Below are 25,202 nucleotides of genomic sequence, written 5' to 3'. Positions count from 1 at the left end.
GAACTTGTTATTAATTTTTAAAGTAACCGTTTTTTATAATTGACTATGAACTCACTAAGTAAAATTGACCATTCATGGTTTATATTCTGTTTAGAAACTATATTTCGCTCCGATTTGAATTTGATACGGATTCCCGGATAACGGGGCTAAACCACTGGTATTTTTAGCATACACAAATTGTTTTGTAATCGGGTCAAACTTGTCAATTCTGTACAATGCGGTGTTTCCATATGATTTGTTTACCCCCCACTCTTTGTTAAGCAAATTGGCCACGTTAAAAATATCAACCGAAAGTTCAAATGCACCGATTTTATCAAACTTGATTTTCTTTGCTACACGAACATCCCAAACTCCGTAGAATCCGTTTTTACCGCCATTTCTTTCTGCAATTTTATTATTATAGTCTGTAATATAATTTTTTAATGCTTTACCGACTTCTGGATCATCAAGCAAAGGTTGGGTAAGATTTGGGAAAATATATGCTAAATCATTGGTATCAACAAAATCTCCATTAATGTTACCTCCTGAAGTTAGAGAGAAACGTGTCCCTCCAATTCCTGAATATCTTAAACCAATGGTAAATCCTGCGATTGTTGGTGAGTTACCATACAACACGACTTTATTACGGAACTGATTATCAGAATACGTCATTCTTAAATCTCTCGGATCACTCTGAACAAGCGTAGACAATGTCGCTGAATTCGCTACGTTTCCGTTGTAAGAAGTATTGTCCTTAATATCAGACCATGTGTAACTTGCGGTAATTTCTCCGTCTCTCCAATAACGGTAACTTGTATCAACCACAAATGAAAATTGGTTTACTTTACCGTCACTCACAAGTTCCAATACTCTTCCGAAGTTTTTGTTGATTGTTCCCTCTTTCCAGTCAATTTTTCCATTTGTAGGATTTATTGTGTTCACAGGGACAAATACTCCTCTTCCCCCTTCATTATCAAGCGTGAAAAAAGGATTTGCCCTCATGTTTCTGTCATAATAGAAATAATTGTTTCTTCCCAAAGCCATATATCCTGCAAGTCCTGCTCTGAATCTTTCATTAAAGAAATGAGTATATGAAATATTTGCTTTATAAACAATCGGGATTTTCGCATCCTTTCCTGTATAATTAATCGTTGGAAGCTGATATTGAGTAAGCTTAGGAACTGTTCCGTAATCATTTCTATAGCTTACAAAATCAGGAGTCAAGCCAATTTTTGAAGGATTCTCATCTACTGTTGCAAAATGCTTCCCATCAAAAACCAAGTTATTAATGACCATATAATTATTAATATCAGAAGAGAAAATTCCGGCACCAAATTTTAAGAAATCTTTATTTCCTTCATTGATATTCCACTCAAACTGAAATCTTGGCTGAATCACAAATGATTTAATCTGATTATCCGTTCTGATTCCCATTTCATCAAGCAGCTTTTGGTTCAGTTCAGCTTTTGGATAACCTCCGTAATCTAGTCTTAAACCAGCCATTAAATCCAGACCTTTTGCAATTTTAGTCTGAATTTGTCCATAAACACCAATATTCCAAATATTAGATCTTACAGAAGTATCATCCACCAAAGGAACTTCTCTGTAAAATCTGTTTGAAACAAGGTTATTAAAATTGGTTAATCCATCAAAATGAAATCTTCCGTTAACCTCACTTCCGTATATTGATTTTGAGCCTGTGTACATCAAATCTGCACCGAAAGTATATTTAATTTTATCTGTGTTATAATATAAATTATCAACAATCTGGAAAACATTATTCCTAAAACCCTCCTGCGCAAAACGATGTCCTCCGAACTGAATACTTGTTGTTGGCTTATTCTTATCATCAATAACCGATTGCACACGCTCTACAATTGCTCTTGGAACCGGATGCCCCAACTCATCATTCTGATAACTGTCTTGGAAAGTATATAAATATTGTACTTTTAATTCGTTGGTTACATTTGGTTTTAAGTTGGATCTTAATGTCAATAACAAACTGTTGTCTAAGTTTTTATCATTCGCATAAGATTCAAAGAAATTAATCGCCGTGTTATCAGTCAATCCGTTTTTATTTAAATCATACGTAAAGTTATTTCTTAAGGTTAATAAGTTTTTATCGTTAATCTGCCAGTCTAAACGTAAAAATCCTGCATCAGAATTTCTTACTTTATCAAAAGTTCCGAATTGCGGTGAGTTTCCAATACCATATTTTGCTCTTCCGATGTCTAAAACTTGGTTAAGCGTTTCATTCGTAACCCCAAATCTCAACGCATCTTCTTTAGACTGAACATCCGCAATCACTAACGGTCTTGAATCCAACTGGTGATCCCAAGCTGCGAAAAAGTGTAATTTATTTTTAATAATTGGTCCGCCCAATGAAAATCCGAACTGAGAAGTTGAGAAATCATTCGTTCTTTTATTCCCTCTGATATCATACGGACTCGAAAGCCAATTTGTTCTCAGATATTCCCAAGCACTTCCTGAAAATTTATTCGTTCCGGATTTTGTAACAGCACTTACCGTTCCTCCACCACTTCTTCCCAACGTTACATCATATTGGTTGGTTGTAATTTTAAATTCACGAACTGCTTCAATTGAAATAGAGAAAGGTGCACCGCTTCGGCTTGTTGTAGCTCCCGCAGATGTAGGATTTTTCGCGGTCATTCCGTCAATCGTAAAATTGGTAGAAGAACCTAACTGTCCGGAAAGGTTTCCTCCTTTTCCACTGAGTGGAGAAAGTTCTGTAAGATTGGCGAAATTTCGTCCGTTCACCGGTAAAATCCCGATATTCTTAGCTGAGATTGCTGTTGCAGCTCCTAAGTTTCCGATTTTATTTTTCAAGTTACCTGTGATTACAACCTCCTGAATGCTTTTCTCTTTGTTGGCCAAGTCTACGTTTACCGTTACCTGATCACCAAAATTCACCGTGTAGCCTTCTTTTTTCTCATCATTTACGATAACTGTGTAAGGTCCACCAAGAGGAATTTCTTTAAAGATGTACTCTCCTTTTGAGTTGGTTTCGGTTTCAGTTTTGAAACCCGTAGACTCATTGATAATGGTCACTTTTACTTTCTCCTGAGCATTGTTTCCGCTCTTCACAACCTTTCCAACAATGGAAGCCTGTGTGGTCTGTGCGTATGCAACAGTTCCCAAACTCATAAACAATAACCCTAATACAATCTTTACTTTTTTCATATCTTCAAATTAGCTGTGCAAAGCTACCTTGACTTTAGGGGCTTAGTGTTTAACAGAATTTTAACATTTTTGTAATTAAATTAGAACATTATGTTAACTAAGTTTAAACATGTATTTTATCCTATACCTAATCAATCCGTTGGAATATGTTACGCGATATTAACTTTCTCACCATATTTAATTGTCTTATTTTTTTAAATGCAATTAGTTTAGTTATTTTTGCTTAAAAGATAGAATAGCAATGCCTGAAAACATTCAACAAAAGATAGAAAAGCTTCGCGAAGAGCTTCATCAGCATAATTACAATTACTACCAGCTTGACGCTGCTACCATTACAGATTTTGAATTCGATATATTATTAAAAGAACTTCAGGATCTTGAAGCGCAGTATCCGGAATTTAATGATGTAAACTCTCCTTCCATGCGTGTTGGTGGAGGTATTACTAAGAATTTCCCAACGATTCAGCATCAATTCAGAATGTATTCTTTAGACAATTCTTATGATTTTGATGATCTTGAAGATTGGGAAAAAAGAATCATTAAAACCATTGATGAGCCTGTAGAATTTGTAGCTGAATTAAAATATGACGGTGCTTCTATTTCCATTCTTTACGAAAACGGAAAACTCATTCAGGCGGTAACCCGTGGAGATGGTTTCCAGGGAGATGAGATCACGGCAAATGTTAGAACTATTTCGGATATTCCCTTAACATTAAAAGGAGATTTCCCGAATCAGTTTTTCATGCGTGGGGAAATTTATTTAACAAGAAAAAATTTCGATAAGCTTAACAAACTGCGTGAAGAAGAAGGGCTAGATCCTTTTATGAATCCGCGAAATACAGCAAGTGGAAGTTTAAAAATGCAAGACAGCGCAGAAGTAAGAAAACGTACTCTTTCTTCTGTTTTATATCAATATATTTCGGAAGACGTTCCCGCAGAAACGCATTGGGAACTTCTTCAAAAAGCTCAGGGATGGGGTTTCAAAACTTCACAACAGGCAAAACTTTGCGCTACCTTGGATGAAGTAAAAGAATTTATTAGTTTCTGGGATACCGAACGTCATAATCTTCCTTTTGAAATTGATGGAATTGTTTTAAAAGTCAACTCATTACACCAACAAAGACAGCTTGGCTATACGGCAAAATCTCCACGTTGGGCGATGGCTTATAAATTTAAAGCGGAGAAAGTAGAAACCGAATTAAAAAGTGTTGCTTACCAAGTCGGAAGAACCGGAGCCATTACACCTGTTGCTAATTTAAAGCCTGTTTTATTGGCAGGAACAATCGTAAAAAGAGCTTCGTTACATAATGAAGATATTATCAAAAAACTAGATCTTCATGAAAACGATTTCGTGTATGTAGAAAAAGGAGGTGAAATTATTCCTAAAATTGTAGGTGTAAACACTGAAAAACGAACTTCCGAAAGCAAAGAGATCGAATACATTAAAAACTGTCCGGAATGTGGAACTGAGTTGGTTAAAATTGTAGATCAGGCCATTCATTTTTGTCCGAATGAACTTCATTGTCCACCGCAAGTTGTCGGAAGAATGATTCATTATGTGTCTAGAAAAGCTTTAAACATCGATAATCTGGGAAGTGAAACGATAGAACAATTATACAGAGAAAAGTTAGTCGAAAATCCTGCTGATTTTTATGTTTTAACGAAAGAACAACTTCTTCCATTAGAAAGAATGGCAGAAAAATCTGCTCAAAATATTATCACAGGAATCGAAAATTCTAAACAAATTCCTTTTGAAAAAGTGTTGTATGGAATTGGTATCAAGCATGTCGGAGAAACTGTTGCCAAAAAATTGGTTAAAAACTTCGCTACGATTGATGACTTAAAAGCAGCAACCGTAGAAGAGCTTTGTCAGGTTGAAGATATCGGAACTAAAATCGCTGTAAGCATTGTCGACTTTTTCAAAAATTCCGAAAATATTTTGATGCTTGAACGTCTGAAATCTTACGGTGTTCAACTTGAAAAAGGAGAAAATACGAATGAAGTTCTATCGAATGTGTTGGATGGAAAAACTTTCCTTTTCACCGGAAAATTATCTTTATTCACAAGAGAATCCGCAGAAGATATGGTAGAAAAACACGGCGGAAAAAATATTTCTGCAGTTTCTAAAAACCTTAACTTCCTTGTGGTAGGTGAAAAAGCAGGAAGTAAATTAAAGAAAGCTCAAGACATCGGAACCATTGAAATTCTGGATGAACAGCAGTTTTTGGATTTGATTGAGAAGCAATAATAGATTTAACATAAAACTTTACATAAGCCATTGAGATTGATTCTGAATGGCTTATTTTTGCCCTTGATTAAAGAAATAACAAACTAATAACAACCCATGAAGAAAATCTACTTAATCATATTTATGATTTTGTTTTCTGTGTTTAAGGCGCAGATTGTGAATATTCCGGATGCTAATTTGAAAACGAAGTTATTGGCTTACGGAACAGCTTATAACTCTTTAGGTAATCCTGTTAATATTGATTCCAATAATGATGGAGAAATTCAAATTTCTGAAACTCAATCTGTTTTTCGAATTACCCTAAATATGCCTAATAGTGGAATTAATAATTTTACAGGATTAGAAGCATTTTTGGCACTGCAAGAATTACAACTATTTAATCCTAATTCTACAAATCTAAATTTAACTTTTACTAATTACCCAAGTTTAAAAATTATTAAAATTTCGGGAGGAAACATTGGTAATGGTAATCTTACTATTGAAAATATGAATTCCTTAGAACTGATTGACTCTTCTATGGGAGCAAATTCAGTCAATATTATCAACACTTCAGTTAATGAAATGAGGTTTAATAATAATCCAATACATCATTTAAACTTAGCAAATATCTCAAATCTTAAAAAAATTGGTATAAGTAACTCTAACATCCAAAACTTAGATCTGAGTAATCAAAATTTATTAGAAGATGTTTCAATAGGAGGTAATTCAGTACTTACGGCTGTCAATTTCACTAATGATATTTCTATTAAAAAATTAAATTTAAACAATAATAAATTAAGTAATTTATCATTAACTAATCCTTCTTTAGTAGAAAATATTAATATTGGTAGTAACCTGTTCCAAAATTTTAATCTTAGTTCATATACAGGGTTGAAAATATTTGAGGCATCATATAATCAGCTTACCAATTTGGATTTCAGCGCATGTAGTGTAATTAATTCAATATACTTGGAGAATAACCTCTTAAACAGTTTAACATTTAATAACAATACCTATTTGACAAGATTGTTTTTGAAAAATAATCAATTACAAAGCCTAGCATTAGATCAAATAAAATATGTTTATCAACTAGATTGCAGCAATAATCATCTTACTACTGTAGATTTAAGTCAAAACTCTTTCCTTGGCTTAGGTGATTGTTCCAATAACCCTTACCTTAAAGTTTTAATTACAAAAAACGGGAGAAATAATTACGCAACAGGAGCTAATCTTTTCACTTTTTATAACGTTCCACAGCTTCAGTACATTTGTTGTGATCCTGAAGAATTATTTTATCTAAGTTCGGCAGTTTCATCAATGAATCTAACAAATACTGTAGTTAATACGTACTGTTCTTTTACCCCTGGAGGAACTTTTTATACAATTCAGGGAAATATAAAATATGACAGTAACAACAATGGCTGTGATAATAATGATGTTAACAAAGCTTTCCAGAAGTTCAATATTACAGATGGATTCATTACAGGGACTTTTGTTGCGGGAAATTCCGGGAATTATTCAACTCCTGTACAGCCAGGTGCACATACAATAACTCCAATTATTGAAAATCCTACCTATTTCAATGTTTCACCAACAAGTGTAACCGCTAATTTCCCTACACAAACAAGTCCATTAACACAAAATTTCTGCCTTACAGCCAACGGAACGCATAATGATTTGGAAATAGTGATTATTCCTCTTACCGCTGCAACTCCTAGCTTTGATGCAAAATATAAAATTATTTATAAAAATAAAGGAACAATAACGCAATCAGGAACAATTTCATTTAATTATAATGATAATTTAATGGATTATTTGAACACCACGATTGTTCCAAACTCTCAATCAACAGGAGTTGTAAACTGGAATTTCGCCAATCTTTTACCCTTTGAAACAAAAGAAATTACGGTAACTTTTAAATTAAATACTCCAACGCAAACTCCTGCTTTGAACGGTGGAGACATTCTACATTTTACAACTCAAATTAATGCAGGAACAGACGAAACACCTTTAGATAATATATTTACTCTGCATCAAACGGTTGTCAATTCTTTTGACCCAAATGATAAAACATGCTTGGAAGGAACTTCAATTTCTCAGGCTAAAGTTGGAGATTATGTTCATTATCTAATCAGATTTGAAAATACAGGAACAGCAAATGCACAAAACATTGTTGTAAAAGATGTTATTGATACTTCTAAATTCGATTTATCAAGTTTAATTGCATTGAACGGAAGTCATAGTTTTGTAACAAGAATTACCAATCCAAATACGGTTGAATTTATTTTTGAAAATATTCAACTTCCTTTTGATGATGCGAATAATGACGGATATATTTCATTTAAAATCAAGACAAAATCTACATTAAATTTGGGTGATAGCTTTAGTAATACGGCTAATATTTATTTTGATTATAACCATCCAATCATTACAAATACATATACAACATCGGTTCAGAATGTATTAGCAACATCAGAAATCAATAATTACAAAAGCATTTTCACTATTTATCCGAATCCTGTAAAAGACGTTTTATCTATTCAATCAAAAGATAAAATTGTAAAAGCTGAGATTTATGATGCAGCTGGAAGAGTTTTAAAGACTATAAGTGTTACAGACAACTCAATGAATGTTTCTGAACTTGCAAAAGGAAACTATATCATCAAATTATCTACAAAAGATAAAATGATGACTCAGAAGTTTATTAAAAATTAATGTAAACACAATATCAAAACTAAAGACTGTCTTTGTAGGCAGTCTTTTTTGCATTATGAATACAAATTTTATCGTAATTTTATTTTTAAGAAGTTAAAATTGTAAATATGGATTTTTTAAAGGACCATTCTATTCAAAATGAACTGTTGCTGATATTTATTTCAGTGATTCTTGGGCTTTTCATAGGTGCAGAACGGGAATATCAAAACAAGTCGGCTGGCCTGCGTACTTTTATATTGGTTTGCTTTGGATCTTGTTTATTCACTGTCCTTTCCATTAAAATTGGTATCGGAAATCCGGATCGTTTAGCGGCCAATATCATTACAGGAATTGGTTTCCTCGGTGCCGGCGTTATTTTTAAAGGTGACAATAAAATTGAAGGAATTACCACCGCAACAACCATTTGGGCAACTGCTTCTATCGGGATGGCGGTAGGATCAGGATATGTTTACCTGTCATTGTTGGGAACAGCATTGATATTATTTATTTTACATTCACTGACATATTTACAGGGTTTTATAGACAATAATCATAAAATAAGAGAATATAAAATCGCTGTTACAAGCTCAGAACAGATAAGACACTGTGAAGAGTTATTCAGAAATAATAACTTGAAACACCTGATGATAGGACAGCAATATACGTTGGGAAACCTTTCAACAACCTGGCGACTCACCGGCAAAAATAAACGTCATGAAACTTTAATTAAGCAACTGATGAATGATCCAAAAATAATTGCTTATCAGTTTTAAAAAGACAAAAAAATAAAGGCCAATTGCCTTTATTTTTTATGGAAAACATAGAGATCTTTATTGGGTCCATCGATTTCTTTACCATCCATATCCAATTGAGAAAGTTTATTTTCACCCACTTTATATTTATACTTTGCACTTTTTCCATTAAGGGTAATCACACTTCCTGTAGCATCCCAATCAAAAGTACCTTTATCATTATTTTTTGAATTTCTTTCAATATATTCTTCCGTAATCGTAAAGGTTTTATCCTTATTCAATGTAAGAGAAGTTTTGATTCCTGGGCAGTCTGCGCAAGGAACTACGGCTTCGTAGGTTCCGTTCCAGTCAAGCGAGTTTTGTGAATTGTGAGCAGCCTCCGCAGGCTCTATAGATTTCTGAACGGTGATAGAATCGGTTGAGAGATTGGTAGATGCTTCATTGGTCTTTTCTTTTGGAGAGCAAGAAGCCAAAAATGCCAATGCTATAATCCCTGAAATTTGTAATTTGGTCATGATGAATAATTTAAATATATTAATAATAAGATAGAATTCAACGAACAAAAATTAAGCCGACCCGATTTTTTAGTTTATTTCCTACAAATATCATCTCTCATTTGGTAATAAAAAATTATCAATACCATGATGAAATTTAAAATTAACAGTTAACGACCATAATTCATTCTTTTCATAAGCACTAATTTTATTTTTCTTTGTAAATTAGGGCAAAATTTTGATTATGACAAAAAAGATACTTTTATCTGTATTTCTTTTGCCGGCTGCCATGGCTTTTGCACAGCAATACGGAGGAATGTGGATACCGACAGAGCTTAATGAAAAGGAAATGAAAGATTTGGGAATGAAAATCTCTGCCAAAGACATCTTCAACACTCAAAAAGCAAGCATAAAAGATGCTGTAGTACAGTTCAACGGAGGTTGTACTGCCGAGATCATTTCTCCAAAAGGATTATTATTGACGAACCACCACTGTGGATATGGTCAGATCCAAGCTCATTCTACTGTACAAAATGACCTTCTATCGAACGGTTTTTGGGCACAAAATATGAGTACAGAACTTCCAAATCCGGGAGTAACTGTAGACTTTATTGTAGACATCAAAGATGTTTCTAATCAAATTTTAGAAGGTACAGACAACCTTACAGAGCCTGATTTAGCGAAAAAAATCAGTACCAATATTGAGGTTTACAAAAACTCTCAAAAAACAGAATCTTTTCAATCTATTTCTGTGAAACCAATGTATTATGGAAATAAATACTACGCTTACACGATCGAAACGTATAAAGACATTCGTTTGGTAGGCGCACCACCACAAAGTATCGGAAAATTCGGTTCTGATACCGATAACTGGGTTTGGCCAAGACACACAGGTGATTTCTCTATGTTCAGAATTTATGCTGACAAAAACAATAAGCCTGCAGAATATTCAAAAGACAACGTTCCTTATACTCCAAAACATTATCTTCCGGTTTCCATCAAGGATAAAAACGAAAATGATTTCACTTTCGTATTCGGATTCCCTGGAAAAACAACGGAATATCTTCCTGCGATTGCTGTAGAAAAGATCATGAAAGAGATCGATCCTGCAAGAATTGCGGTACGTGATGTTGCATTGAAAACATTGGACGAAAAAATGCGTGCTGACGATGCTACCCGTATTAAATATGCTTCAAAATTTGCTTCTGTTGCCAATTATTGGAAAAAATGGATCGGTGAAGTTGAAGGATTAAAAAAATCCAACGCTGTTGAGAAAAAAGTAATGTATGAAGGTTCTTTGGTTGCTAAAAATTCCCAAGTTAAGGCAACGTTAGACCAATTGAATAAATTATACAACGACCAATCTCCTTTTGCTTTAAATAATGCTTACTACACAGAAGTCATTAAAAATGCAGAAACATTGAAACTTGCGAGTGATTATTACACTTACATTTCTTCTGTAGAATCCGGCAGAATGGATGAAAAAGAACTCACTAAGCTTAAAACAAAATTAACTTCATTCTATAAAGATTACAGCCCAGAATTGGATGCGAAAGTAACAGCAAAACTGTTGGCTTTATATGCTAATAAAACAGCGCCGCAATTCTTACCTGCAGGTTTTGACAAGTATAAAAATGAAGCTCAGAATATCCCTGCTATAGAAGAAATTTCAAAAAATTCTATTATTACAGGAAGAACTGCTGTGAACGGAGCCAATCTTAGCACAGACATTGAGAAAGCTTTCTCTAATCAGGATAAGTTGATCAAAAATCTAAAAAAAGATCCTGTTTACCAGTTGTATGTATCTATAAGAGATACGTATATGAAAACAGCTGATCCTCAATTTACATCTCTTCAGACAAAAATTGATGCGTTACAAAAAACGTATATGGCACAGCAAATTGATACGGATAAAGACAGAAAATTCTTCCCGGATGCTAATTCTACGCTTCGTGTAACATACGGAAAAGTGAAAGGTTCTACACCAAGAGATGCCGTTTCTTATAGTTTCCAAACGCATTTGGCGGGAGTTATTGAAAAATATGTTCCCGGAGATTATGAGTTTGATGTTCCAAAAAAACTAATCGATCTTTACAATAAAAAAGACTTCGGAAACTATAAAGATAAAACAGGCGATGTTCCTGTAGGATTCACGGCAACAAACCATACAACAGGAGGAAACTCAGGAAGTCCGGTTTTGGATGCTAATGGAAACCTTGTAGGTCTGAATTTCGACAGACAGTGGGAAGGAACGATGAGTGACATCAATTATGATCCACGTTTCAGCCGAAATATCATGGTTGATACCAAATATATTCTTTTCATTATTGATAAATATGCCGACTCTAAATGGCTGATCGATGAAATGAAAGTGATAAAGTAATTTTTTTAATGATAACTTTAAGAATCTATTTAAATTTTCAATACTAATTTAAATAGATTCTTTTTTATTGTATGAAAGAGCAAATCATAAATTTATTAGCCCATTTTGCAGGAAATGATATCGAGAAATCATTTCCACTCCCCTATTGTATTCCCGTTTATCATTGTGTTTCGGATGAAAACCTACCTCATCTCAATCAAATCATCAACTACAAAAACACAACACAGTTTGAGCAAGATCTGGACTACTTATCAAAGTATTTTCAGTTTGTGAATTGGGGAGAATTTAAAGATTTTATCAACGGAAATTTCAACCCTAAAAAGAAAATAGCCCTTCTTACTTTTGATGATGGCTTCAGAGAATTTTATGATGTAATTCTCCCTATTTTAGAGAGAAAAGGAATTTATGCTGTTAATTTTATCAATCCTGCTTTCATTGATAACAAAGACTTAATGTTTCGTTGCAAAGCAAGTTTGATTATCAATGAAATTGAAAAAAACAAAGAGATAAACCCAGAAATTGATCATATTTTTAAGTCTAAAAATGATTCTAATTTAGCAATTAAACAGAAAGTATTACAGCTAAATTATCATCAGACAGAAATTCTGGACAGGCTTACAGAAGCACTTGGAATTAATATCAATTCATTCTTAAAAGAACAACAACCTTATTTAACTTTCGATCAATTACAATCATTAACGCAGAAAGGATTTGGAATTTCATCTCACAGTTGGGATCATCCTTTGTATAATGAATTATCATTAAGTGATAAACTAAAAACGACCAACAAAACGTTTGATTACTTAAAGAACAATGATTTTCTCTACGAAAGTTTTGCTTTTCCTTTTACAGATTTCGGTGTTGAAAAAGCTTTTTTTGATGAATTATTTAAAAATAAAGACCTATTCTGTACCTTTGGAAGTGCAGGAATAAAACTCGACAGCATTTCAAAAAATATCCAACGAATCCCGATGGAAACAGGAGAAGATGCAGCATTAATCTTAAAAAAAGAAATTGCCTACTATCAATTAAAAGGTATTTTAAATAAAAATAAAATTCTAAGGAAATGATACATTTAAAGACATTTAATAAAAAACAATTGGAAGAATTTGTATCATCCGGAGATTTCAAGAAATACGATTTCCTTCCTATTACAGCGCATAGAGCATATTCTCACATCAATAATCCAAAGGCAAATGATGATCAAACGTTACTTATTTTAGCATTTGACGATGACAATTTAGCTGGTTATATTGGTTGCTTCCCTGATCATTTTATTATTGATGGAAAAGTATTCAATTATGCATGGTTGAGTACCTTGTATGTAAGCTGTAATTTCCGAGGAAAAAGAATTGCTCAATCCCTTTTGCAAAAAGCGTTTGAAGAATATCATGAAAATCTGGCGCTCACCGAATTTACGAAGGAAGCAGAAGGACTCTATAACAAAATGGGTACTTTTGAATATATCCAGCCTAAAGTGGGTAAGAGATATTATTTCCGTACAGATCTGGCTACGATAATTCCTTCCAAAAAGCCTAAAACAAAAGGTTTACAGCCTATTTTTAGATGGGGAGATTTCATATTAAATTCATGTATTTCAGTAAGAAATGCTTTTATTCGAAAGCCTGGTTTCAAATTTGAAATTCTTGACAGCATAGATCATGAAAGTGCTGATTTTGTCTCAGCCTTTCACAGCAATAGAAATGCTGAAGAACTCAATTGGGCGATAGAAAATCCGTGGGTATTGGAAAGTAAAAGTAAAGAAGAGAAGTACTTATTTTCCAGCTTTGCTGAAAGCTTCAACTATTACTGGATAAAAATTTATGACCATAAAAATACTCTGGAAACCTGTGCTCTTTTATTTGTAAGAGATGGCCACTTAAAAATTTCTTATTTGTTTTCAACCTCTGATTCAGAGCAATTCATAACCTTTTTAAGCTATTTTATTGTCAAGAATAAATTGAATGATTTAACGAGCTATCAAACAGAATTCAATAAAAAAGCAGAATCCATGAATATATTTCCAAGCATCCACCAGCGAAATATGGAAAGACGGTATATGCTCCACAAACAGTTTATTAAAAACCTTCCCCAAGACTTTGATCCTCATTTCCAGGATGGCGATGGTGACTGTGTTATGACATAAAAAAAGAGGCTCTTGTAAGCCTCTTTTTTATTTTACTATTACTTTGGAATTCTATTGTATTTTTGACAGGACTTCATCCTATCCTTTGTTAAATCGCCACTTTGTGGCTCCCCATTTTAGTTTCCAAAAACATCTTCTAAACTGAGTTCTGTAAATGTTCCCATTTCATTCACGGCGTCCATATTAAGGTTTTCTTTCTTCCCAATAATGGCGGTATTGAAATATACGGGTTTTATTTCGGTCTGATAAAACTGCTTCACATCTTCAAATTTCAATCCTTCAATTTGTTGATAAATATCTTTTCTAAAATCATGCGAAATCCCTATTTTTTTTAACCTCAACGTATTGAAGAAAATAGTCGTTCGTTTAATTCTTGTGGATGCTATTTGTTTTAACGCTGCACTTTTAGCATTTTCAAACTGAGTCGGTACCTCAGGAAGCTCGTTGATCAACTCACTCATCGTATCAACTGCAATCTGCAATTTATCGGGTTGTGTTCCAATATACGTCGTAATATAATCCGGATGTCCCGATTTTGAATTGGCTGAATACGAAACATACGCAGAATACGCCAAACTCTTGCTTTCACGGATTTCCTGAAAAACAATAGACGACAATCCTCTTCCGAAATATTCATTGAAAACATTGATCTTTCCGAAATTCGCTGTGTTCACATCATTTCCTCTTCCGATTTTGCTCATCTCCATTTGTACCATATCATAATTCATGAAATAGACATTTCCTTTGGTTTCCGGTTCAGGGTATTTTTTTGGTTCAGGAATTTGAAGACTTGCCGTTTCTATATATTTTTCAATATACTGACTAAAATTTTCAAAGTTTTTCCCGTAGAAAAATATTTGGTAAGGATAATCAAACAGTTTTTTCATTCGGTCTGTAAATACCTCAACATTGGAAGTTTCCAACTCTTCTTTTGAAATAATATCTGTAAAACGAGAGAATCCACCCAACTTTGTATAATTCGTCAAAGCGGTCATAATGCGGTTTTTATCTTTCTTTACCGCTTCACGATTTTCAAGAATCGTATCTACAAACTGATTGTAAATCTCCTGATCAGGTTCTACATCATTCATCCAGTCTTTCAGCAATTCAATTCCTTTTTCAAGGTTTTCTTCTAATCCGCTCAATGAGATCGAAAGTTGATCGGCATTGGTTTTAAAGTCATTGCTCACCCCAATTTTAAAGAACTCTTTTTTAAGATCTTCAGGGGATAATTTTTTGGTTCCAAGATATTGAATAACTTGGGTAGAAATTCCCAAATCTCTGTCGTGATCACTCCCAAAAGGGAAAATAAAATGAACCTGAGCGATATCGTTATAATTATTTTTAACGAAACTCAGTTTTTTATCTTTAACAGTATCCGTTCTTATTTCTTTTTGATAATCAATAAATTCAGGTTGAATATCTTCTGTTTTTTCTGATACAATCTCTTGTAAAAATTCAGATTGAGCTTCACGGTTGATTTTTATCGGTGTAATTCCAGGGTTATCAACTCTTAATAATTTATCGTTAACGCCTTTTTCTTTGTTGATGATAACGTAATTATCTTTAAAGAATTCATTGGCAAAATCTACAACTTCCTCTTTAGTAACAGTAGCATATTCATCCATCTCACTCAGTTCCTCTTCCCAAGATCTGCCTTTAATATAAGTATCATAAAGATTTGTTGCAAGGCCTTCCGCTGTTTCCAGCGCTTTCATTCTTTGAAGTTTAAAATCATTGATGATGGCAGGAAGCATCCAATCCGGAAAATCTCCTTTTTTCAATAATTCGATCTGCTCCAGAACCATTTCTTTCGCTTCATTCAATGTCTGCATTTCTTTTGGAACGGCAACAATTGAAAAATATCCGTATTCTTTCAATCCAACCGAAAAAGCCTGTGCCCAAAGCATTCTTTGCGTCTGGTTGATATTTAAATCTAGTAATCCCGCTTCTCCTCTATTGCTTAGAATATTCGCTACAATATCAGCTAATATTGCCTCTCTGCTTCCGTAGCTATCGGTTCTCCAAGCCAATTGAGTTCTTGGGGTTGTCGGGCTTTTTACGGTTCTTTCTACAATCTCCGTCAGTGGTTTTTCAATGATTGGCGTTTTCTTTGGTAATTCTTTGTAAGGAATAGCTCCAAAATACTGATCTACAAGCTGAACAGTTTCTTCAAAATCCAGATCACCCACCAACACCATGGCATAATTATTAGGAACATAATATTCATCAAAATATTTATGAATAGCCTTCATAGAAGGATTTTTCAAATGCTCCGGTTTTCCTAAAGTCGTTTGCTGACCATTAGGATGCGTTGGAAAAAGCGCATCCATCAGTTCATAATTCACCAATCTGGAATCATTATCTTGCGCTCTGTTGAACTCTTCATACACCGATTCCAACTCTGTGTGGAAAAGACGTAACACCATTTCCGAAAATCTTTCTTTTTCGACTTTCAGCCATTTTTCAAGTTCGTTATTCGGAATATTATTTTTGTAAACCGTTTCGTCAAACCAAGTGTGAGCATTCGTTCCGCTCGCTCCTAATGAAGAAATTACTTTATCATATTCATTCGCGATCGCATACTGACTCGCCTCCTGAGAAACTTCATCTATTTTTGTGTAGAGGTCTTTCTTTTTTTCAGGATCCTGTTCTGCTTTATGTTGTTCGTATAAGTCAGAAATTTGGTCCAGCAATACTTTTTCCTTTTCCCAATTTTGAGTTCCTAATCTTGACGTTCCTTTAAACATCATATGTTCAAGATAATGCGCCAATCCTGTATTGTCAGCCGGATCATTATTACTTCCCGTTCTCACAGGAATAAAGGTCTGAATCCTCGGGGCATCAAAATTTTGAGCAAGAAAAACCTGCAACCCATTTTTTAGGGTATATATTCTTACTTTATTTTCGTCCTGAGTTATGGTAGTGTATGAGTAGTTGCTTTTATCGGTATGAATCGTCTCCTTATATCTATTGTCGGTCATATATAAATTCATTTTCATTCTTTTAAGATTAGAATGTATACAAATGTAAGCAATCAAAAAAGAACACTTTCTACTTTTCCTATTATTACATCTATGGTGACGATAATTAATTACTTATTACCAATTACGCATTATTTATTTTTCAGGAGCTATTTCGCGCTATCCACTCATACTCCTCACGCCAATGCATCCGACACCAAACCCTTTGCCCTTCATTTCTTGTTGCGGGGTAACCGTTACTATCACGGCTAGGTATTTGTCAAGAGCCTTGTCAAGGTTTTAAAACCTTGACAAGGCTTCCAGCAACAAAATCCATCTCAGTCTTCTTAGTCTTTTTACAAAATAATTATCTAAGTTTGCAATAAGTTTTCCCAAAATTACAACCATGTCCGGAAACATTCTGATCATCGATGATGAGATCAAGCTCCTGAAATTATTAGGAATGATCCTTTCCCAAGAAAATTTTAACGTAAAAGAAGCTTCTACAGCACGCTCTGCAATGACCATGCTTGAGCAGTATGACTTTGATGTTGTCCTAAGTGATGTCCGGCTTCCTGATGCTTTCGGGGTTGATCTTGTGAAATCTATCCAATCAAAATATCCTCATTTAGAAATCATTTTAATGACGGCCTTTGGAAATATCACAGATGCGGTGCAGGCCATGAAAAACGGAGCTTACGATTATTTAGTGAAAGGCGATGATAATGACAAAATTATTCCGCTCGTCTATAAAGCATTAGAAAAAGGAAAATACAATCGCTCTAAAACCGTTCAAAAATGTGCCACTCTGCAAGGTTTCAATCAAATTATTGGAATTTCTCCTTTAATTATTCAGTCTAAAAAATTAGCTGAAAGAGTTGCCTTAACCGATGCAACCGTTCTTTTAACAGGAGAAACAGGAACCGGAAAAGAGGTTTTTGCCAATGCCATTCATGAGGGAAGCGACAGAAAGAAAAATAATTTTGTAGCGATTAATTGTTCGGCATTCAGTAAAGAAATTTTAGAAAGCGAACTTTTCGGACACAAGCAGGGCTCTTTTACCGGAGCTATAAAAGACAAAAAAGGGCTTGTAGAAGAGGCTAACGGCGGAACTTTATTCCTTGATGAAATTGGTGAAATGCCAATCGAGCTTCAAGCAAAATTACTTCGTGTCTTGGAAACCAAAGAATTCATGAAAATGGGTGAAACGAAGGTCTCCAAATCAGATTTCAGATTAATTGCTGCGACCAACAGAAATTTAGAAGACGAAATAAAACAAGGTCATTTCAGAGAAGATCTGTATTTCAGATTGAATGTTTTCGAAATCAATCTTCCTCCTCTACGTGAAAGAAAAGAAGATTTAAAAGTGTTAGCTAAAAACTTTATTGATATTTTTTCGAATAAACTGCATTTGTCATCCGTTCAGGTTTCCCCTGAATACTATAAAGAATTAGAAAAAAACGACTGGAAAGGAAACATCCGCGAATTAAGAAATACCATCGAAAGAAGTTTAATCTTAATGAACGACAATATTTTAGATACAGAAAGTCTGCCTCATTATTCTGAAAAAGTGAGTTCTACAGAAAATGATTCGTTGAGCATGCGATCTTTAGAAAAAGAGCACATCCAAAAAGTAATTCAATACACCAAAGGAAATAAAGCAGAAGCCGCAAGATTGCTGGAAATTGGTATTGCCACTTTATATCGCAAATTGGAAGAGTACGAACTGCGATGAGTTTGAGGGTTTGAGAATTTTAGTGTTAAAGAGTTTTAAATTATTACGCTAAAGTCTGCCAAAGCATCCTATCATTATAATAATGAGCCTATCAAAATGATAGGCTTTTCTGTTTTATGGCATCATCTATAAATCCCGCAACACACTATCATAAAATAACTTACCTCGTTTTTAATAAAACGGTTCTTCTTTTGGCATATAGAGTTTAAATAAAATATTCTAAAAATGACAACTTCAAGAAAAACGTTCAAAAAACGGGAGCATTCAAAATTCAGCCTTTTGATTGTATCGTATGTACTTTTTACTTTATTAACCTTAATTGTAACATCATGATGCTCATTAGTTTAATACTGCTTTTCGCAGTTCTGTTTTGGCTTTTATACAAATCTATTGAATTTTTCGACAAAATATAAAAATTATGTGGAGTTTATTTATCCTTTCAATACTAGCCTTTGGGTACATCTGTTATGTTTTAACGAAACCTGAAAAATTTTAACCAAAATCATGAATACAGAAATTTTAGGCATCATAGCGATGTTCGCAATCACATTAGGTATTGGGATTTTCTTAGGGAAATACATTGCCGATGTTTACGGTTATAAAAAAACTTTTTTAGATAGAATTTTCCAACCGATTGAAAATGGTATTTATAAAGTTTCAGGGATCAACCCTAACCGTCAGATGACTTGGAAACAGAATATGTTTGCCATGCTGGCCATTAATTTAGTTTGGTTCATCATCGGATTTTTCATCTTATTAAATCAGTCATTTCTTCCGTTAAACCCAGACGGAAACCCGGATATGTCGCCCGATCTGGCTTTTAATACCGCAATTTCTTTCTTGGTTAACTGTAATCTACAGCATTATTCAGGAGAAACGGGAGTCAGTTATTTAAGTCAGTTATACTTAATGTTTTTACAGTTTGTAACAGCTGCAACCGGAATGGCGGCAATGGCGGTACTTTTCAAAGCATTTAAAGAAAAAACAACCACAGAATTAGGTAATTTCTTCGATTTTTTCACCAAGTCAATGATCAGAATATTAATCCCGATCAGTATTGTGGTGGCTTTTATTCTTTCTGCCAACGGAACGCCGATGACTTTCGAAGGGAAAGATCATATCACCAATCTTGAAGGTCATAAAGTTGATGTTTCCAGAGGTCCGGTTGCTGCTTTTGTGGCGATCAAACACTTAGGTACCAACGGAGGAGGTTTCTTTGGAGCCAACTCTGCGCATCCGCTTGAAAACACCAATTACATGACCAATATGACGGAAATGGTTACGCAGATGATCATTCCTTTTGCATTGGTTTTTGCCTTAGGATTCTATTTAAAGAAAAGAAAACTTTCATGGACTATTTTCACCGTAATGACCATTGGTTTTCTGGCACTTGCCGTACCAAATGTTGTAAATGAAACTCGTGGAAATCCATTAATTACAGAAATGGGAACCGATAATCATTTGGGAGCAATGGAAGGGAAAGAAATCCGTTTCGGAAGTGCAGCTTCAGGATATTGGAGTATTGCAACCACCGTAATTTCTACAGGTTCTGTGAACTCGATGCACGACAGCACCATGCCACTTTCAGGAATGAATGAGCTTTTAGCCATGATGATCAACTGTTTCTACGGTGGTTGTGGCGTTGGAATTCTAAATTACTTCATATTCATCATTCTTGCCGTATTTATGAGCGGTCTGATGGTCGGACGAACCCCCGAATTTATGGGTAAAAAAATAGAAGCTAAAGAAATGAAAATCGCGATGATCGTTGCTTTATTTCACCCTTTTTTAATTCTTGTAGGAACAGCTTTAACGGCTTACTTCCCTGAATTCGGAGCGAAGACATTAAATAATCCGGGCTTCCATGGTTTTAGTGAAATGCTATATGAATTCACTTCATCATCCGCCAATAACGGATCCGGATTTGAAGGATTGGGAGACAACACCCCTTGGTGGAATATCTCAACAGGAGTTGTGCTGCTGTTATCAAGATTTATCCCGATCATCGGCCCGATTGCGATTGCAGGATGTTTAGCTCAGAAAAAATACATCCCGGAAAGTGCAGGAACTTTGAAAACAGATACCGCAACTTTTGGATTTATGACTTTAGCGGTCATTCTTTTAATCGCCGCCCTGTCTTTCTTCCCTGCTCTTACGCTAGGCCCTATTGCAGAACAACTTCAATATTTTTCTAAATAAAAATTAAAATCAATGGTAATCCATTAAGGAATTGAAGACAGTAAGAAAACTAGTCTACCTCTCATAGAATCATTCACTTGAATAATAGTATCCATTTCATTACTTACTTCTTTATTCACCTTAATGGTTACCGCTGGTTTACAATTATATAACTATTTCAAAAAAATGAAAAATCAATCACAAACATTGTTTCAAAAAGATTTAGTCAACGAAGCGATCAGACAGTCTTTCGTTAAGCTGAATCCGAAAATCATGTTTAAAAACCCTGTCATGTTTCTGGTAGAAATCGGAACAATCGTTATGTTCATCGTGAGCTTATTTAGCTTATCGGGTGACAAAACACAGGGCAGTTTTACTTATAATTTCTTAGTATTCATTATCTTATTTTTCACTGTTTTATTTGCCAATTTCGCCGAAGCCATTGCCGAGGCAAGAGGAAAAGCACAGGCAGATACCTTGAGAAAAACCAGAGAAGAAACTCCTGCTAAATTAATCGTAGACAACAAACCTGGATTCCAAGTAGAAACCGCTTTAAAAATGTCTGCGGAAATGAAACTTGGAGATATCTTTCTTTGTGAAACAGGCGATCAGATCCCGATGGATGGTGAAATTATCGAAGGTTTAGCAACAATCGATGAATCTGCCATTACCGGAGAAAGTGCCCCCGTGATCAGAGAATCAGGTGGAGATAAAAGCTCCGTAACAGGCGGTACAAAAGTACTTTCCGACAGAATAAAAGTAAAAGTCACCACAAAACCAGGTGAATCTTTTCTAGATAAAATGATTGCCCTTGTAGAAGGCGCATCAAGACAAAAAACACCTAACGAGATCGCTTTAACCATATTGCTGGCTGGGTTTACCCTTACTTTCATTATCGTTACAGTTACTTTAAAACCTTTTGCAGATTATTCGCAGACGCCAATCACCATTGCGGCATTTATATCACTTTTCGTTTGTTTGATACCCACAACGATTGGAGGTCTGCTTTCTGCGATTGGAATTGCGGGGATGGACAGAGCCTTAAGAGCCAACGTCATCACAAAAAGTGGTAAAGCGGTTGAAACTGCCGGAGATATTGATGTCTTATTACTGGATAAAACAGGAACAATCACCATTGGAAACCGTAAAGCAACCCAATTTCACCCATCCAATACTATTGATAGTAATGAATTTATAAAAGCTTCGGCATTAAGTTCTGTTGCCGATGAAACTCCGGAAGGAAAATCTATTATTGAATTAAGCCAATTACAATCTGAAGACTTGCTTGTTCCCAATCCTGTCTACATTGATTTTACGGCTGAAACCAGAACTTCAGGTATTGATTTTGAAAACACAAGAATTAGAAAAGGAGCTTACGACACAATTAAAAAACTGACTGAAAAAGCCGGAAATATTTTCCCTCCAGAAACTCAGGAAGCAACCACTAAAATTTCTGAAAACGGAGGGACTCCTTTAGTCGTTTCTGTGAATGAACAAGTTTGGGGCGTTATTGAACTTCAGGATATTATCAAAACAGGAATTCAGGAGCGTTTTCAACGATTAAGAAAAATGGGTGTGAAAACGGTGATGGTAACAGGAGATAATCCTTTAACCGCCAAATTTATCGCTGAGAAAGCCGGTGTAGATGATTTTATCGCAGAAGCCAAACCTGAAGATAAAATGAATTACATCAAAAAAGAACAGCAGGAAGGAAAACTGGTTGCGATGATGGGGGATGGAACAAACGACGCTCCCGCTCTAGCCCAAGCTGATGTTGGCGTTGCGATGAACAGTGGAACCCAAGCAGCCAAAGAAGCCGGAAACATGGTGGATCTGGATAATGATCCCACAAAATTGATTGAGATTGTAGAAATTGGAAAACAGTTGTTAATGACCCGTGGAACGTTGACTACCTTCAGTATTGCAAATGATGTTGCTAAATATTTTGCCATTATTCCGGCATTGTTTATCACGTTTATTCCGGCGCTTCAGAAATTGAATATCATGAATCTTCACAGTCCGGAATCAGCGATTTTATCAGCCATTATTTTCAATGCGGTCATCATTCCGATCCTAATTCCATTGGCTTTAAAAGGTGTTGCTTATAAGCCGATTGGGGCAAGTGCATTATTAAGAAGAAATCTTTTGATCTATGGTTTGGGAGGAATTATCGCGCCATTCATTGGAATAAAGATTATCGATTTATTTGTCAGTTTGTTCTTTTAAAAATTTAATAAAAATGAAAAATTATATTGTATCAGCTTTCAGACTCACTATCGTCATGCTGGTTATTGTGGGCATCTATTTGATTATTGTATATGCAGGTTCAAAAGTATTGCCTACTCAGGGAAATGCAGAGATCATCAACCATAACGGACAAAAATTTTATGCCAATATTGGTCAGGATTTCAAGTCTGTAAAATATTTTCACGGTCGCCCATCTGCTGTAGATTACAATGCGGCAGGAAGTGCAGGAAGCAACAAAGGACCAAGCAATAAAGAATATCTTGAAACTGTACAGAAAAGAATTGATACGCTGAAAATGCAAAATCCGGAAATGAATACGGCGAAAGTTCCTGTAGAATTGGTAACCGCAAGCGGAAGCGGATTAGATCCTGATATTTCTGAAGAAGGTGCTTTATACCAAGCCAAAAGAATTGCTAAAGAAAGAAATCTTTCCCTTGAAAAAATTGAAAATCTAATTAATCATCAAACAGAAAAACCTTTGTTGGGGCTTTTCGGACCATCAAAGATTAATGTTTTAAAGCTAAATATCGCTTTGGATCAAACTAAATAATTTCTTTTGTCTTAAAACAAAATAAACAAAAATTCAAGACTGGATTTGTCGGCTAAAAATTATTTCTGCTCTCTAAAAATTCTAAAACTCGCACGAATTTACTATTTGTTCTTCGGTTCTAAATTGGTCTCGTGCTCAAACATTAGAATTTTCTTAACGTTCTCAGCACTCATTTTCTTAACGCCTCCAACTCCTAAGTCGTTTATATCATCCTTTTAATTTAAATAACAACGTCATTATCAATATTTATATAATGAAATCAAAAACTATTCAGGCTGCATTTTTTTTAGCATTGGCTGCTGTAAGTCAAATTAATGCTCAGGAAATTCAAAAAGACTCCATTACCATGAAGCCTAAAGATTCCTTATTAAACAAAACTGATTCTAAAATCCCTTTTGACGGCTATGATCTAAGTTGGATCAACGGACAAAACCGTCAGACAGATTTCCCTTTAACCTTAAAAGATAAAGATGGAGAAACAATTTTAACGGGTGTAACGTATGTAGATGCCTATTACAATTATGATTTTCGCCATCCGCAAGATAATACCCATACCATTTCATCAGCAATTGGTCGTTCAAATGAAGTAACGATTAATATGGCAAGCATTGGGTTGGAAACCAATTATAAAAATATGATCGGCCGTTTGTGGCTACAATTTGGACAAATGGGTTCTATTGTTCAGGATTTGGACGGAACCCTAAATCACGGTAAAAATACTAGCGGAAGCAATTTAAAATATATTCGTGAAGCGGCTGCAGGATATCATTTCAACGTCATGCATGGATTGAATGTAGAAGCCGGAATTTTCATGAGTTATATTGGATTGGAAAGTTACGTGTTAGGTGAAAACTGGAATTACCAAAGAAGTTTAGTATGTGATTTTACGCCTTTCTATTTTCAGGGAGCCAGAATTCAAGCCTATCCTTCAAAAAAATACAAAGTTGAACTTTGGGTTCTCAACGGTTGGCAGACCTATAATTCATGGAATACCGGTCTTGGATTAGGCGTTTCAAACTACTACCGCCCGAATGAAAACATTCAGCTCGTTGCCAATTTTTATTTAAACGGAAAAGATACCCGTAACAATCCTGATGTTAAACGTTTTCACCATGATCACAGCATTGTAGCGAGATATTATAACAACAAAGAAAGCAATGGATTATCTCAGGCTGCCTTCAGTATCAATAACCATTATGGGTTTCAGACCGGAGGTGGTGTAAAAGCCAAAGACAATTATATGATTGGGACTTCTATCGCCAATAGGCTTTGGTTTCATCACAATAAGGTGGCTTTATCGCTGAGAGCAGATGCCGTTTCAAATCCGGGGGCTTACTTAGCCTTCTCCCCTTCTCCGGTTCCTAACAATGATTTTAATGACGCCATCGCAAAAGGAGAAAAACTAAAAATGTTTCAGGGAACAGCAACCGTTGATCTAATGCCTAACCAATTCATAACATTCAGGTTAGAATACGGATTCAGAAAAAGCAATATTCCTTATTTCGCAGGTTCTGGCGGAACAACCAGCCCGGATGGATGGATCGACACTCCGATAGACTCATGGAGACCCGATTTAAGAAAGTCTGACAGCAGATTTACCTTAGCGGTAATGTTCAGACTGTAATTTTAATTTGATTAAATAATTTGTAAAAC

General features: G+C 34.9%; 14 protein-coding genes. 11 read left to right on the top strand and 3 right to left on the bottom strand.

The window, feature by feature from the left end; translation table 11 throughout:
- Positions 1-90: 90 nt before the first annotated feature.
- The gene (locus AMQ68_RS14275; protein WP_054511311.1) at positions 91-3,180 is read right to left on the bottom strand and encodes a TonB-dependent receptor; all 3,090 of its coding nucleotides are present in this window, start codon (positions 3,178-3,180) and stop codon (positions 91-93) included.
- Between the two features lie 241 nt (positions 3,181-3,421).
- Here AMQ68_RS14275 and ligA point away from each other — a divergent pair, with 241 nt between their 5' ends.
- From ligA to AMQ68_RS14260, 3 genes are all read left to right on the top strand, one after another.
- On the top strand, positions 3,422-5,428 hold the full coding sequence (ligA, locus tag AMQ68_RS14270; protein ID WP_054511310.1) for an NAD-dependent DNA ligase LigA: 2,007 nt from the start codon (positions 3,422-3,424) through the stop codon (positions 5,426-5,428).
- Positions 5,429-5,524: 96 nt separating this feature from the next.
- Positions 5,525-8,122: a T9SS type A sorting domain-containing protein gene (locus AMQ68_RS14265; RefSeq protein ID WP_054511309.1), complete on the top strand. Its 2,598-nt coding sequence runs from the start codon at positions 5,525-5,527 to the stop codon at positions 8,120-8,122.
- 107 nt (positions 8,123-8,229) lie between these two features.
- A complete protein-coding gene (locus AMQ68_RS14260; RefSeq protein WP_054511308.1) occupies positions 8,230-8,874 on the top strand; it encodes an MgtC/SapB family protein in 645 nt (214 codons plus the stop codon).
- 29 nt (positions 8,875-8,903) lie between these two features.
- On the opposite strand, the gene AMQ68_RS14255 is transcribed toward AMQ68_RS14260, so the two are convergent.
- On the bottom strand, positions 8,904-9,368 hold the full coding sequence (locus AMQ68_RS14255) for a copper resistance protein NlpE (protein WP_054511307.1): 465 nt from the start codon (positions 9,366-9,368) through the stop codon (positions 8,904-8,906).
- Positions 9,369-9,591: 223 nt separating this feature from the next.
- Between AMQ68_RS14255 and AMQ68_RS14250 the strand changes: the two genes are divergently transcribed.
- From AMQ68_RS14250 to AMQ68_RS14240, 3 genes are all read left to right on the top strand, one after another.
- Positions 9,592-11,730: a S46 family peptidase gene (locus AMQ68_RS14250; RefSeq protein ID WP_082384095.1), complete on the top strand. Its 2,139-nt coding sequence runs from the start codon at positions 9,592-9,594 to the stop codon at positions 11,728-11,730.
- A 71-nt stretch (positions 11,731-11,801) separates the two neighbouring features.
- Entirely contained in the window at positions 11,802-12,800 is a 999-nt protein-coding gene (locus AMQ68_RS14245; protein ID WP_054511306.1) for a polysaccharide deacetylase family protein, read from the top strand.
- Positions 12,797-13,876, top strand: a complete 1,080-nt coding sequence (locus AMQ68_RS14240; protein WP_054511305.1) for a GNAT family N-acetyltransferase — start codon at positions 12,797-12,799, stop codon at positions 13,874-13,876. The genes AMQ68_RS14245 and AMQ68_RS14240 overlap by 4 nt, the downstream gene beginning before the upstream one ends.
- Before the next feature lie 116 nt (positions 13,877-13,992).
- Here AMQ68_RS14240 and AMQ68_RS14235 read toward each other — a convergent pair whose 3' ends face one another.
- Positions 13,993-16,872, bottom strand: coding sequence for a pitrilysin family protein (locus AMQ68_RS14235; protein WP_241775142.1), 2,880 nt, complete (start codon positions 16,870-16,872; stop codon positions 13,993-13,995).
- A 373-nt stretch (positions 16,873-17,245) separates the two neighbouring features.
- Here AMQ68_RS14235 and AMQ68_RS14230 point away from each other — a divergent pair, with 373 nt between their 5' ends.
- From AMQ68_RS14230 to AMQ68_RS14210, 5 genes are all read left to right on the top strand, one after another.
- Complete coding sequence (locus tag AMQ68_RS14230) at positions 17,246-18,574, top strand: sigma-54 dependent transcriptional regulator (protein ID WP_054511304.1); 1,329 nt, start codon at positions 17,246-17,248, stop codon at positions 18,572-18,574.
- 504 nt (positions 18,575-19,078) lie between these two features.
- Complete coding sequence (kdpA, locus tag AMQ68_RS14225) at positions 19,079-20,773, top strand: potassium-transporting ATPase subunit KdpA (protein WP_054511303.1); 1,695 nt, start codon at positions 19,079-19,081, stop codon at positions 20,771-20,773.
- A 165-nt stretch (positions 20,774-20,938) separates the two neighbouring features.
- Positions 20,939-22,978, top strand: a complete 2,040-nt coding sequence (gene kdpB, locus AMQ68_RS14220) for a potassium-transporting ATPase subunit KdpB (RefSeq protein ID WP_054511404.1) — start codon at positions 20,939-20,941, stop codon at positions 22,976-22,978.
- A gap of 13 nt (positions 22,979-22,991) precedes the next feature.
- The gene (gene kdpC, locus AMQ68_RS14215) at positions 22,992-23,549 is read left to right on the top strand and encodes a potassium-transporting ATPase subunit KdpC (RefSeq protein WP_054511302.1); all 558 of its coding nucleotides are present in this window, start codon (positions 22,992-22,994) and stop codon (positions 23,547-23,549) included.
- A gap of 253 nt (positions 23,550-23,802) precedes the next feature.
- Positions 23,803-25,173, top strand: a complete 1,371-nt coding sequence (locus AMQ68_RS14210) for an outer membrane beta-barrel protein (protein ID WP_054511301.1) — start codon at positions 23,803-23,805, stop codon at positions 25,171-25,173.
- Positions 25,174-25,202: the final 29 nt, after the last annotated feature.

It is taken from the genome of Chryseobacterium sp. ERMR1:04 (assembly GCF_001297705.1).
Classification (GTDB): domain Bacteria; phylum Bacteroidota; class Bacteroidia; order Flavobacteriales; family Weeksellaceae; genus Chryseobacterium.
The sequence above is the reverse complement of the archived record's forward strand: the minus strand, read 5'-3'. Positions and strand labels throughout refer to the sequence as shown.